We start from the raw sequence: 13,129 nt of genomic DNA on the forward strand, positions 1-13,129 counted from the left end.
ACACCCAATTCGACGCACACCCGGATTGCGGGATCCATTTTGCGGCCGCCATCGCGGCCAGCGCACATCACCGCCGTCCAACATGGCCAAAGACGCGGCGGGGTGGACGGGCCTGAACGCCAGATGTTCGCGTTAGAAAGTTGATAGCGGCATCGGCTTCCCGACGACGCCGGGCACGCTTACGGTGGGCAAGAGGAGCAGGACACAAGGCCTTCGAAGGGACCCGCCATGCTGATCTGCGCAACTTGCGCCGTGGAACGCGACGAACCTGCCCCGGACATTTGCCCGATCTGCACCGACGAGCGGCAGTATGTACCCGAGGACGGACAAAAGTGGCTCACACTGGACGGGCTCGCGCAGGAGGGCCAGCAAACGGTGTTGACGGAGAACGAGCCGGGCCTTGTCGGGATCCGGACAGAGCCAAGAGTCGGGATCGGCCAGACCGCCCAGCTTGTGGCGACACACAAGGGTTCGCTGTTGTGGGATCCGGTCGGATATGTCGACGACAGCGCTGCGAAGGCAGTGCTCAAGCGGGGCCCGGTCCTGGCGATCGCCGCCAGCCATCCACACATGTTMGGTGTGCAGGTCGAGTGGGCGCATCGGCTCGGCGGCGTCCCCGTACTTGTGGCGGATGCAGACCGGCGATGGCTGGGGCGCAATGATCCGCTCATTAAATACTGGTCCGGCAGTCAACCTATCGCCGAAGGGTTGACCCTGCACCAGACCGGGGGCCATTTCCCGGGCAGCGCGGTGGCGCACTGGGCTGCAGGAGCCGGCGGCAAAGGAGTTCTGCTGACCGGTGACAGCGTGTATCCGAATCCGGACCGTCGCTCCATCGCTTTCATGCGCAGCTACCCGAACCACGTGCCGCTATCCGGCGCGGTGGCGGTGCGAATCGCCGCGCAGCTGGGAGAGCTCAACTTCGACCGGATCTACGGCAACTTCAACAATGTCATCGCGTCCGGCGCCAAGGCCATTCTGCACGATTCTGCACAACGGCACGCTGCTTGGGCGCGCGGCGACTTCGACCATTTGACCTGAGCCGCCCATTTCCCTTTTGCGTTAGCGTGGGATCAAGCGCCTCAATTGACGTCAGAGGTATCCGAGCCATCATGGCGACCAGGAGAACCCCAGGTTCTCACGGCGCTCTCATCCCTTCCCCCTATGGAATCCGAAGAAGCGGAGTAACAGTGAAGGCCATCGTGTACGAAAAGACAGGGCCATCGTCCGCGATGACCCTCCAGGACAGGCCACTGCCGGCACCCGGACCGGGCCAGGTCAGAGTCCGGGTGGTGGTCTCCGGGGTCAATCCCACCGACTGGAAGTCCCGGGCCGCCGGCGGGAGCGGAAGCAGGCTGGAGGCACCAAAAGTGCCCAACCAGGATGGTGCCGGCGTTATCGACGAGGTTGGATCCGGCGTGCCGGGGCTGTCCGTCGGCGATCGTGTTTGGCTCTGGGACGTCGCCTGGGGCGGCACCGAGGGCACAGCCCAGGAGTACGTGGTGGTGCCGGCCGCGCAGGCCGTTGCCCTTCCAGACATGGAGTCCTTCGACACGGGCGCATCCCTGGGGATCCCGGCACTGACGGCACATCGTGCACTGACCTCCAGCCAGGACGGCCCGGCCAGGCTTTCGCCGGGCGCCCTGGAAGGGCGGGTGGTGCTGGTCACCGGTGGCGCGGGTGCGGTCGGGCACGCGGCCATTCAGCTCGCCCGCTGGGCCGGGGCAACCGTCATCGCGACCGTGAGCGGGGAGCGGAAAGGTGAACTTGCCCGCCGGGCCGGCGCGCACAGTGTGATCAACTACCGCACTGCCGACGTCCCACAGGCCGTGCGCGAGGCAGCCCCTGGAGGCGTTGATACGATCGTCGACGTCAATGCTCCGGCGAACATCGGCAATGACCTCAAGGTGGTGAAGCCGGGCGGAACCATTTCCATTTATGCTGCCAACCCCGGTGAATCCTTGGGCATTCCCATTCGCGAGAGCATGGGCAAGAACGTCCAATTCCAGTTCATCCTCACGTACACCGTGACGGAGCAGCAGAAGGCGGCGGCCGTTGCCGCAGTCGCGGATGCGCTGAAAGCGGGGGCATTGCGGGTCGGCGATGAGCACGGACTGCCCCTCACCCGCTTTCGGCTCGAGGAAACCGCGGCAGCGCACGACGCCGTAGAACAAGGCTTCGTCGGGAAGGTCCTGGTCGACGTGTCCGCGGCCTGACCACCTTCTGCGTGTCCGGCGAGGAGCCCGCGACCAGACAATGCGTTCGGCATACTGGTTCCATGCAGGCGACGACGGTGTTGGTCGAAGGTGAGAGTGACCGGCTTGCGGTTGAGGCGCTTTCCTTCCGCCGTGGCCATGACCTGGCAGCCTTGCGGGTGTCGGTCGTACCGATGGGAGGCGCGACCAGCATCGTCCACTTCCTCGACCGCTACGGACCGAATGGCGCAGGCCACCGGTTGTTAGGCCTGTGTGATGCAGGGGAATCCCGTGGCATCGCCCGCGCGCTCGGCCGGGCAGGTATCGGGCCCGGTTCGCTGGCCGAGCTTGGGTTCCACGTCTGCCACGCCGATCTGGAGGACGAACTCATCCGCTGCCTGGGGATCGGTGCCGTGCTCAAAGTCAACGCCGCTCAAGGCGAGCTCGCGTCGTTCCGGCTCCTGCAACGCCAGCCGTCACTGCGAGAGCGGCCAATAACGGCGCAGTTGCGCCGGTTCTTCGGTGGACGCAGCGGCAACAAGGTCCGATACGCGCCACTGCTGGTCGACGCCTTGCCGGCCGGACAGGCGCCTCCGCCGCTCGCCCGCCTCGTTGCATCATTCCCGCTTTGATCCTGCCGCCCAAAGGATCGAATGCCTTCACCGTGTCACGGGCATCCCGCTATCTACGTGCGGCGGTGGATGGACTTGTAGCTCAGGTACGCGTTCAGGCCTTCAATCCCGTACTCGGTGCCAAGGCCGGAATCGTGCCGGCCGCCAAAGGGGGCTGCATGGTTGGAGGCGAAGAAGTTGATGCCCACGGAGCCCGTGTCCATCCGGTCGGCCGCGTTCAGAGCGGCCGCCGCGTCCTGCCCGAACACCAGACCGCCGAGCCCGAACTCGGTGTTGTTAGCCAGCGCCACGGCCTCGTCAACACGGCCATCGGCGTCGTCGTATTTTAGGATGCACAGGACCGGGCCGAAGATCTCCTCACGGGAGATCCGCATCTCCGGAGTGACGTCGGCGAAGACTGTGGGCTGCACGAAATAGCCGCCCTCAAGGCCACCGCCTAACGACGCCGCTCGCCCCCCGGTGGTGACCCGCGCGCCGTCGGCCACGCCCGACTCCACGTACTCCAGCACGGTCCGGTACTGGGACTTCGTTGCGCAAGGGCCGAACACAGTGTCCGCCTCGAGCGGATCACCCTGCTTTCCGGCCGCAATCGTGGCCGTGACCATCTCCACCACTTCGTCATAACGGCTCGCAGGCGCCAGGATCCGGGTCGAGATGTAGCAGGTCTGGCCGGTGTTGCGCATCGACGACCGGATCAGCACCTTGGACATCGCGTCCAGATCCGCATCAGGGAGCACAATGGCGCTGGACTTCCCGCCCAGTTCCAGCGTGACCGGACGCAGCAGTTCCCCGCAGGCCGCGGCAATTTTCCGGCCCACCGGCGTCGATCCCGTGAACGCCACCTTATCGACGCCCGGGTGCTTCACCAGCTGATCCCCCATCCGGCCGGAGCCGGTTACCAGGTTGACCACGCCCGCCGGAACCCCGGCCGCGGCGACGGCCTCGACAATCACCCGGATGGACAGCGGCGTGGGCGACGCCGGCTTGATCACCACGGTGCAGCCTGCCAGCAGAGCCGGCGCCAGTTTGATGACCACCAGGTTGATGGGGAAGTTCCACGGCGCGATCAGCGCGCAGACTCCCAGCGGGTCGCGCCGCACTACTGACTCGCCGCCGCCGCGCGGGAAGGGGCGGACATCCTCATGCTCAAGGTACGCGGCGAGGGTGGCGAAGTACCGGAAGATACCGGCCGCGTTGGCTGCCGCCCCGGCGGATTCGGACACCGGTGAGCCGTTTTCCCGCGAGTTCGTCAGGGCAAGCTCCTGAGCCCGATTCTCCACCTCCTCAGCGATCCGGAGAAGGTAGCTGGCGCGCTCAGACGGGGTAAGCCGGGGCCACTCGCCCTGAAAGGCACGCTGGGCAGAGCCGACGGCGGCGTCCAGGTCTTCCGGCGTTCCGTCCGGCACCGAGCCCCACACTTCGCCCGTAGCGGGGTCGGTCACCGGGTTGCGGCCGGTGCCCCGCGAAGGCTGCCACGCGCCGTCGACAAAGATCGTATCCACATGCGTATGCGGCAGGGACAGCTCCGTCCGGGCTACCAGGGCAGGAGCATCATGCGTGGCGGAGGTCATCGGATCACCGCCGTCTTAAGAAGGGCGTTGGATCGGTTTAGGTCCGCGGCGGCCATATCGTGGGCGGCCTGGGTGATGAGTTCGGGCACGATCTCGGTGGCCAGCCTGTCGGTGTACGTGGCCGGGTCCATGGCGAACCACGAGGAGGCGAGGGCGATCCCGGCGCGGTCGAAGCGCCATAGCCTGTCGGCATCGCGCATCAGGGCGTCTTCCAGGGACCGGGCCACCGGCCGGGTGTCGTGGCCGTCGATGATCTCGCAGACGCGCTCAATGAATTCGGTGGAGTATCCCAGGGCGGGGAGAACCCGGCGGGCCACGTCGCAGCCCTGCTGCTCGTGTTCGTAGCGGATGGCAGCCTTCCGCCAGTCACCGGTGAAGCCCTCGGATATGATGCGGGATTCATCAACGTGGGCCCAGCCAGTGTCGTGCAGCACGGTGGCCACGCGCACCAGTTCAGCGTCGGCGCCGGGATAGGCCCGGCACAGCCGTTCGGCGTAGGCCAAGGAAATCGGCAAGTGGATGTCGTTTCCGCGCGTCCGCGTCTCATGGACCACGGCCCTCCACAGCGCGTCGAGTTCCTGAACGGCAGCCGGGGTATTGCAGATCGCGGTGGTGTCTACCGGACCAGCCGCGGGAACAGGCCGGACGCTGTACTCCGCGGCAAAGGCCTGGGCCGGCACGTCCACCGGTTCAGCGGCGGGGCTGGCTGCGACCGGAGTCTTGGGGGTGCTCATAATGCTCCTTCGGGTGGGCCGGCGTACTGTCTGAGTGCAGTTAGCTGTCCGTGGTGATGGTCTTGAGTTGCGTGGCGGGGTCCGCCGCGGCGTCGGCAGGGATGTTCTGGCCCTTTGCCAGTGCGTTCTTGACGGCCATGAAGTCCAGCGGGGCGTTGACGCAGTCCGCGGCGATGACCTGGCCCTGGCGGTAGTACAGGACGCTGAACTTCCCGCGGTCCTCGTCCCGCCGGAGTACCGTCTGGTCGTAGCCGTTGCACAGTCCGGCGATCTGCAACTTGAGGTCCGCCTGATTGGACCAGAACCACGGGATCCCGGCGTATTCCTCGCGCCGCCCGGTCAGCGAGTAGGCGGCTACCTTCGCGTGTTCGATGGCGTTGTTGACGCTTTCCAGCCGGATCCGCTCCCCCGGCTCCGACCCTGGCACCGGGTTGGGCATGTTGGCGCAGTCGCCGATCGCCACCGTTGTGCCGTCCGAGGCCAGCGCGAAGCGGTCCACCACAATCCCGTTGTCCACCGTCAGCCCGAGCTGTTCGGCCAGCTGTGTGTTGGGAATGACGCCGATCCCCACGAGCACAATCTGCGCGGAGAGCTCTGTGCCGTCCTGGAGTTCGACGCCGGCGACCGCGCTACCGCCCTCGCTGGCTGTGAAGCGCTTGGCGCTGGTGTTGAGCCGGATGTCCAGGCCGCGGGAACGGTGCGCCTGCAGGAAGTACCCGGCCGTCTCATCTCCCACGGCCCGGCCGACGAGCCTCGGACCGAATTCCAGAACCGTGACGTTCTTGCCCATCTTCCGCAGGCTGGACGCGGCCTCCAGTCCGATGAATCCGCCGCCGATCACCACCACATCCGTGGCATCCCCCACCCGCGCCTTGAGTGCCAGCGCGTCGTCGGCGTTGCGGAGGTACAGCACGCCGTCGAGGTTCCCGCCCTCAATCTCCAGCTTGCGGGCCCGGGCGCCGACCGTGAGCGCCAGCCGCTTGAAAGGGAACTGTTTTCCGGCGGAAGAATGCGCGACCCCGGAGCCGTCGGGTTCCTTGTCGATCCGGACGATGTATTCGCCCTTGACCAGGGCCACGTTGTGTCCGGCCCAGTAATCGTTGGAGCGGAAGATCAGTGATTCGCTCTCTACCGTGCCCTGCAGGAACTCCTTGGACAGGGCCGGGCGCTGGTAGGGTCGGTGGTCCTCGTCGCCGAGCAGGGTGATGTGTTCGTCGAAGCCGAGTGCCCGCAGCGATACAGCAAGCTGGACCCCGGACTGGCTGGCGCCGATGATCAGGAGCCCCGTGCGCGTTGGAGTGTTTTGCTCCGCGACGAGGGCGTCAGTTGCCTGCTCCACTGCTTCCGCGCCCACGGCTACACCTGGGTTTCCGGGGTGGTGACGAACAGCTCCACCGTGTCCGTGAGCCGGAGCTGGCAGGACAGCCGCGAGTTGTCCTCACGGTCGACGGCGGTGCCGTAGAGCATTTCGTCTTCCATGTCCTCCATCGGCGGAAGCTGCGAAAGGCAGTCCTCGCGGACGAAGACATGGCAGGTAGCGCAGGACAATGAGCCGCCGCATTCGGCGACGATCCCGGGGACGCCGTTGCGGACGGCCGTTTCCATGACTGAATCGCCGGGGTTTCCCTGGACGTCGCGGACAGCGCCCCCGGCGTCGGTGAAATGAACCGTTGGCATGTGGTTCTCCTTAGGTTGAATCGGATGATGGCAGGCAAGGGAGCGCCTCAGATGAACTGGCGGCCGCCGTCCACCACCATGGTCTGGCCCGTGTAGTAGGAACTGTCCGGCCCAGCCAGGAAGAGGGCCGCGCCCACGATGTCCTCGGGCTGGCTGGCCCGCTTGATGGCCCCGCGCTCCACACCGTAGTTCTCGGCGTTCTCCATCAGGCCGTAGCTGGCTTCGGTGAGCGTGAAGCCGGGGGCGATCGCGTTGACCGTGATCCCCCGGCGCCCCAGTTCCTTGGCCATCACCCGGGTCATGGCCACCACGCCGCCCTTGGACGCGACGTAGTGGAGCCACTGTTCCGAGCCGCTGAAGATGGTGGCGCTGGAGAGGTTGATGACGCGCCCGCCCTCGGGCAGGTACGGGCTCGCCGCGCGGGTCACGAGCCAGGGGCCCTTGAGGTTGACGTTCATCACCAGGTCCCATTCGGCCGGGTCGATGTCCTCGAACGGGCTGCGGGTCACCCCCGCGTACACCGCCGCGTTGTTGAGGACGACGTCGATGCTTCCGTTCCCGAAGTCCGCGCAGTCCCGTGCGAGGATCTCAGTGGAGTCTACGCTGGTGACGTCCGCCGGGAAGGCTGCGGCCTCGGCGCCGAGTTCGCGGACCAGTTTGGCCGTCTGCTCAGCGCCCTCGAGGTTGATGTCGGCGACCGCCACGCGGTAGCCGCGGCCGGCAAAGCCGAGCGCAAACGCCCGGCCCAGCCCGCCGGCGGCACCGGTGATCAGGACGGTCCTTGCAGCCGGCGCGTTCAGCTCAGACATGACTGTGGGTGTGGGCGTGGGCGCCGGGTCCGGTCGCCAGGAGCTCCGGTTGGTCGGCATCGAGGATCTGCACGGTGCCCTTGGTGCCGTCCACCCGCAGCCGCTGGCCGGTCTTGATGGTGGTGGAGGCGGAACCCGTTCCGGTCACCGCCGGAAGACCGTACTCCCGGCAGACGATCGCCGCGTGGCTCATCATGCCGCCGATGTCCGTGACCGTGGCCTTGATCTTGCCGAAGATCGGGCCCCAGGACGGTGCGGTGACGGTGGCCACCAGGATCTCGCCCTGCTGCACCTCGGAGAGCTGGTCCGCGTCGGTGATGACGCGGGCCAGGCCCTCCACCACGCCCGGCGAGGCAGCCATGCCGCGCAGGCCCCCGCCCTCCACTTTCTCGCCGGCGCCCAGCCACTGCTGGACTTGCTCGGTGGTGATGCCCCACAGCATCCGGGTGAAGGGTTCGGTGATGGATTCCGGCGGGGTGTTCAGCGCCGGGGCAGGCCGGGCGGTCTTGAGCGCGTCCACGATTCCGCGGCGGCGCTCGATCTCTGCCGGCCAGTAGTCGGGACCGATCGGCTTGGCACCGACGCCCCAGCCCGTGACCAGGTCGAACAGCGCGTCGCGGACCTCGTTGCGGCCCAGGTAGAGGAGGTCGTCCGGTTCAGTCCAGAAGCCCTCGGCCTGCATCATGCGGGACAGCTCGCGGATCTTGCGCCAGAAGACGCCCATGGTCCAGTGCTCGATGTAGAAGTTGTGGTTCTCCACGTAGGGGTAGGCAGTGGCGGCGAGCCCGCGCTTGGCGTCGAAGAGGGCCTGGTTTTCCCCTTCCAGCAGCTCGCGGTATTCCTCGATGATGCGGTCGCGTTCGGCGATGAGCGCTTCCACCGGCCGCATGATCTCCTGGCCCTCGTCCACGCGGCGGATGTAGTCCGCGATGTAGCCGAGCGGGATTTCCTGGTGTTCGTTCCAGTACTTGTCGTGGCCGTAGAAGCCGTTGCCCACGGTGAAGTTGAACCACGGGTCCCTGGCGGCATCGTACTGGGACGTCCAGCGGTCACCGCCGGGGGCCGCGGCGATGGCAGCCAGGGTGGCCTCGACGTCGTCGGTGTTGCTGAAGTGGGCCTGGATCCCAAGTTCCACGGCAAGCTTGGCGAGCTGCTTGAGCTCGTCATCCGGGCGGAAGAGCTCCATGTCCACGCCCTGCACCATGGTGGCGATGGACTGGTCCGGGATGTTGGGGAACACCTGCTTGCAGAAGTTGAAGAAGTCCAGGTAGGCGATGTAGCCGAGGTTGAGGAACTCGAAGTGGTACTGCCAGTTCTGGTAGGCCAGCTGGATGAGCCGGTCGTAGCTCTCCAGGAGCTTCTCGGAGCCGTCCTTGCCCTTGCCGGAGAGGATGTCCTCCATGGGGACCAGGTCCGGGAGCCTGGGGAAGGAAATGGTTTCCATCTCGTCGATGGTGCCCTTGACCTTGACGTGCCACTGCTTGAGCAGCTGGTCCCAGTTCTGGAAGTAGTGGCCAACGCGCTGTTCGAACAGGGGCACGCGGGCGGCGATCTGGTCCGCCGGGACCGGGATGGGCGACATGTAGAGGTAGCCCAGGTGGACGCGGAACTCGATGCCGTTGGCGTTGGGGATCATCAGGTGCCGTGCGTTGTACTGGCCCAGGCACTTGACCGCGAACTCGCCGCCGATGGTCTCGAAGGGCTTGAACACGGTGGGCCAATGCTGGCTGTCGCAGAACCAGAACTTGGCGTCCTCCTGCTCCTTGAGCTTGTCCTGGAAGACCAGATAGTACGGGTAGATCTTTTCCCAGCCCTCGGCCCCGGCGGGGACCGCGAGCTCGGAGGGTTTGGGGAAGGACTTCAGGGACATGGCGGTCCTTTCAATACGGGCTCGGCGTTGAGCCTGGGTGACGTAGCGGACTAGCGGGTCGGAACGTTCTAGAAGGACGGCTTCAGCAGTGAGGCGGTGATGCTGCCGAGGCTAAAGCCGGTGGCGGACGACGGCGCCGGGCCGGCCGGCGTCGTGATGGCTGGCGCCGTCGGGGAAGCGGGCGCTGCCGCAGAAGTGGCGGGGCTGAGTCCGCTGAAGTAGCCGCCGGCGGCTGCCGAGGATGGGACAACAGGCTTCGAGGAGTGCACGGTTTCCGGGCGGGACTGCAGCAGGAGCAGGTTCTCCCCGTCCGGCAAGTCCGCATCGAGGGCCCACTCGATGTCCTGCGGGCACTTGTAGTGCTTCTCCGCGCGCTTGGCCATCTGCGCGACGGCGGTGAGCTCGGCGCCGGTGAGGCTGCGGCGGCCGCGGCGTTCGGCGTCGACCTCCCGCTCCACCAGGCGGCCGGCAACGGCGTCCGGGACGAGTTCGGCGTGCTTGTCGCCGAGGTGTTCGGAGACGACCGCCAGCGTGACCTTGTCCAGCATGATGTTGTCCGGCGTGACCTGGCCGGAGACCACCATCTCCCCCACCCCGTAGGAGGAGTCGATAGTGATCTTGGAACGGTCGCCGTTGGTGGGGTCCATGGTGATGGCGACGCCGGAGACCCGTGCGTTGACCATCTTCTGCACCACGACCGCCATCGAGAGGCCCTCGTTGGGGATGTTGTTCTTGAGCCGGTAGATGATGGCGCGGGATGTGAAGAGCGAGGCCCAGCACTGGCGGATGTGCTCGGTGACGGCCTTGACGCCGTCGAGCCAGAGGTAAGTGTCCTGCTGGCCGGCGAAGGAGGCGTCCGGCAGGTCCTCGGCGGTGGCGCTGGAGCGAACGGCCACCGGGACCGGCGACTCAAAGCGGGACATCAGGGACTCGTAGGCGGCGACGGTGAGCTCGCGCAGGGCCTGAGGCACCGCGCGGGAGCGGATGTCCGCCCGGATCGCGGCGGACACCCTATCCACCTGGCCCATGTCTTCGGGGTCCAGTCCTGCAAGGAGCTGGTGGATGTCCCGGGTGATCCCGGCTTCCTCCATGAAGGCATCGAACTGCGCGGTGGTGACCACGAAGCCGGGCGGGACGGGCATGCCGGCGAAGGTCATGGTGACCAGGGAGGCGCCCTTGCCGCCAAGGTTTTCGAGCTTCGGTTCGATGCCGCCGTCGAAGAACTGGACGTATTCGTTGCTCTGCATATTTCTCAGGCCTTCCAGGTGACGGGGACGGTCTCGGGGACGCGGAAGGAGAGGTTCTCCCGGAAGGAGATGGTTTCCGGATGCTCCAGCTGCAGCTCCGGGACGAGCCGGACCACTTCCTCGAGGGCGATCTTGGCCTGAAGCTTGGCGAGCATGTTGCCCAGGCAGTAGTGGATGCCAAACCCGAAGGACAGGTGCTCGCGGGCGTTGGGGCGGGTGATGTCGAAGTCCTCGCCGGCGTCGAACTTGGTGTCATCCCGGTTGGCTGAGCCCATGAGGAGCAGCAACTGTGCGCCTTCTTCGATGGCGACGCCGCCAACTTCAGCGTCCTTGAGGGCCTTGCGGCGCCAGCCGACGATCGAGCCGGCGTAGCGCAGGACTTCGTCGATGGCGGCGGGAATTTTCTTCGGGTCCTCCACCAGCTGCTTCCACTGATCGGGGCGGGCCAGGAGTTCGCGGAGGGCGTTGGAGATCAGCGTGGTGGTGGTCTCGTGGCCGGCGAAGAGCAGGCTATAGAGGACGGAAGCGACCTCGTGGTCGGAGATTTCGGCGCCGTCCTGCTGCGCTTTGACCAGGTCCGCGGTGAGGTTGTCGCCGCCTTCCTCGTGAGCCACCCTGACCAGCCGGAGGCATTCCTGCCAGTACTCCACCAGGCTGTGGGCGTGCGGGATCTGTTCGTCGTCAGTGAGGTCGCCCCACGTCATGGCGGCGCGGGAATCGCTCCAGCGCTTGAAGGTGTCGACCTGGGCTACGTCTGCGCCGATCAGGGTGAGGATGGTGATGGTGGGGACGTCGTAAGCAAGGTCCTTGACCATGTCGCCGCGGCCTTCCGGCCGGGCCAGCATTTCTTCAAGCAGTCCGACGACGTTTTGCCGGATGAACGGTTCCAGGGCCTTGTACCGGCGGGGGGTGAAGGCCTTCTGCACCACGGCGCGGATGCGGGTGTGCTCCGGCGGGCGGCGGGCGGAGAGGCCCGAGTAGGCGGTGAAGCCGCCGTCGTCCATGATCTTCTTGGCCGCGGCACCGCGTTCGCGGACAGGCGCCTGGGCGTTTTCGCTGGAGAAAGTCTCCCAGTCTTCAAAGACGGCCTTGATGTCGTCATAGCGGGAGACGACATAGAGGCCGATCCGCTCGTCGAACATCACGGGCTGCTCAGCCCGGAGTTCGGCGTAGGCGGGGAAGGGATCCTTCATCTGGAACGGCTCGTAGCCGTGGTGCCCCGTAGGGGCTTCGGCGCCGTGTCCGAAGGGACAGCGGCCGGCCGTTTCAGTCGACGATGACATCTGGGCTCCTTGGTTTTCCGGTCCCGCTGACAGCAGCAGTGCATGCCGGGGGTTCTTCCTCCAGTGTGGCCCCCGTCACCTCGGGATGGCAGGAAAGGCTTCCACTGAGCGGAAGTCACTTTGCCGCGGGCCTGCAGCTGCAGGGTTCGGCCTAGTGCGATGCCGCAGTGTGGCTGCCCAGCAGCGTTTCCAGCGGGATCCGCGCGGTGGCGCGTTCGATCTGCGCCGAGATGCCCCTCAGGACGGGAAGGTGGCGGCTCATCGTGGCGGCCTGGCTCGTGGGAAGCACCAGGCCGATCGCGGCGCCGATTCTGCCGGTGTGGAAGACCGGGACGGCGATGGAGCACGAGCCCAGCCGGACTTCCTCGAGCGTAGTGGCGTAGCCCTGCTCCCGGATCTGGGTCAGTTCGGCGGCCAGCTTTCTCGGGTCAACGTGGGTGTGCGCGGTGTGCCGCTCGAGCTGCCGGTTCAGGTAGGCGTCGCGGACCCAATCCTCCTCGAAGGCCAGGAGGACCTTCCCGACGGCGGTCGCGTGCATGGGCAGGCGTCCGCCGACGCGGGAAGCTCGGGGCAGGCGCTTGGAGCCGTAGACGCGGTCGATGTACAGCACCTCGTGGCCGGACCGGACGGCCAGGTGCGCGGTTTCGCCCGTGAGGGAGAAAAGATCCTGGATGTATGGGCGCGCCGCGTCGCGGAGCTGCCGCCCGGTGTTCTGGGCAAGCTCCCAGAGGCGGATGCCCAGCTGATAGCGGCCGTTGGGCTCGCGGGAAAGTAATCCCCAGTCCGTGAGCTCGTTAACAAGCCGGTGGGCGGTGCTCAGGGGCAGCCCGGATTTTTCCGCGATTTCCGTCAGGCTGAGGGCACCCCGGGACTTTTCGAAGGCTTCCAGGATGGAGAGCACCTTCGAGGTCACAGTCCTACCGGGCTCACTGCTGCCGCCAGCCATCAAGGCTCCTCTGAAATATTCGCCCATCGTCGATGGTCGCCGGGACGTCCGATCAGAGTCTAGCCCTCGAGCAGGAGCACACGAGTCCGCCAAAGAGCTGCAGCCGGCCGGTAAGTAGAATCCGGGGAAGTATCTTCCATGGAATCCAAATGCTAATCTTGATCC

General features: G+C 66.4%; 12 protein-coding genes. 3 read left to right on the plus strand and 9 right to left on the minus strand.

Translation table 11 applies throughout. From position 1 onward, the window contains the following. The first annotated feature begins 228 nt into the window (after positions 1-228). The 3 genes from AC1DDH_RS17975 (at position 229) to AC1DDH_RS17985 (ending at position 2,827) form a co-directional block, all read left to right on the plus strand. Positions 229-1,041, plus strand: a complete 813-nt coding sequence (locus AC1DDH_RS17975) for an MBL fold metallo-hydrolase (protein WP_476955994.1) — start codon at positions 229-231, stop codon at positions 1,039-1,041. A 149-nt stretch (positions 1,042-1,190) separates the two neighbouring features. Next, the gene (locus AC1DDH_RS17980; protein ID WP_476851150.1) at positions 1,191-2,216 is read left to right on the plus strand and encodes an NADPH:quinone reductase; all 1,026 of its coding nucleotides are present in this window, start codon (positions 1,191-1,193) and stop codon (positions 2,214-2,216) included. A gap of 62 nt (positions 2,217-2,278) precedes the next feature. Next, positions 2,279-2,827 carry a TOPRIM nucleotidyl transferase/hydrolase domain-containing protein gene (locus tag AC1DDH_RS17985; protein WP_476851151.1) on the plus strand — a complete coding sequence of 183 codons (549 nt, stop codon included), beginning with the start codon at positions 2,279-2,281 and terminating at the stop codon, positions 2,825-2,827. A gap of 53 nt (positions 2,828-2,880) precedes the next feature. Here the strand turns inward: AC1DDH_RS17985 and AC1DDH_RS17990 are convergent, their stop codons facing one another. The 9 genes from AC1DDH_RS17990 to AC1DDH_RS18030 form a co-directional block, all read right to left on the minus strand. Then, complete coding sequence (locus AC1DDH_RS17990) at positions 2,881-4,398, minus strand: aldehyde dehydrogenase family protein (RefSeq protein WP_476955995.1); 1,518 nt, start codon at positions 4,396-4,398, stop codon at positions 2,881-2,883. Beyond that, on the minus strand, positions 4,395-5,132 hold the full coding sequence (locus tag AC1DDH_RS17995) for an HD domain-containing protein (RefSeq protein ID WP_476851153.1): 738 nt from the start codon (positions 5,130-5,132) through the stop codon (positions 4,395-4,397). Before AC1DDH_RS17995 ends, AC1DDH_RS17990 begins: the two co-directional genes overlap by 4 nt. 40 nt (positions 5,133-5,172) lie before the next feature. Continuing rightward, positions 5,173-6,486, minus strand: a complete 1,314-nt coding sequence (locus AC1DDH_RS18000; RefSeq protein ID WP_476851154.1) for an NAD(P)/FAD-dependent oxidoreductase — start codon at positions 6,484-6,486, stop codon at positions 5,173-5,175. Positions 6,487-6,488: 2 nt separating this feature from the next. Then, positions 6,489-6,809: a 2Fe-2S iron-sulfur cluster-binding protein gene (locus tag AC1DDH_RS18005; protein ID WP_476851155.1), complete on the minus strand. Its 321-nt coding sequence runs from the start codon at positions 6,807-6,809 to the stop codon at positions 6,489-6,491. 47 nt (positions 6,810-6,856) lie between these two features. After that, positions 6,857-7,618: an SDR family NAD(P)-dependent oxidoreductase gene (locus tag AC1DDH_RS18010; protein WP_476851156.1), complete on the minus strand. Its 762-nt coding sequence runs from the start codon at positions 7,616-7,618 to the stop codon at positions 6,857-6,859. After that, positions 7,611-9,488, minus strand: coding sequence for a PEP-utilizing enzyme (locus tag AC1DDH_RS18015; RefSeq protein ID WP_476851157.1), 1,878 nt, complete (start codon positions 9,486-9,488; stop codon positions 7,611-7,613). The genes AC1DDH_RS18010 and AC1DDH_RS18015 overlap by 8 nt, the downstream gene beginning before the upstream one ends. A gap of 68 nt (positions 9,489-9,556) precedes the next feature. Further along, positions 9,557-10,735 (minus strand): PEP/pyruvate-binding domain-containing protein, encoded by a 1,179-nt coding sequence (locus tag AC1DDH_RS18020; RefSeq protein ID WP_476851158.1) that lies wholly within the window; start codon positions 10,733-10,735, stop codon positions 9,557-9,559. A gap of 5 nt (positions 10,736-10,740) precedes the next feature. Beyond that, entirely contained in the window at positions 10,741-12,018 is a 1,278-nt protein-coding gene (locus tag AC1DDH_RS18025) for a cytochrome P450 (protein WP_476851159.1), read from the minus strand. A gap of 151 nt (positions 12,019-12,169) precedes the next feature. Further along, complete coding sequence (locus AC1DDH_RS18030) at positions 12,170-12,964, minus strand: IclR family transcriptional regulator (RefSeq protein ID WP_476851160.1); 795 nt, start codon at positions 12,962-12,964, stop codon at positions 12,170-12,172. Between the last annotated feature and the right edge of the window lie 165 nt (positions 12,965-13,129).

The organism is Arthrobacter sp. 10T425, assembly GCF_056393985.1.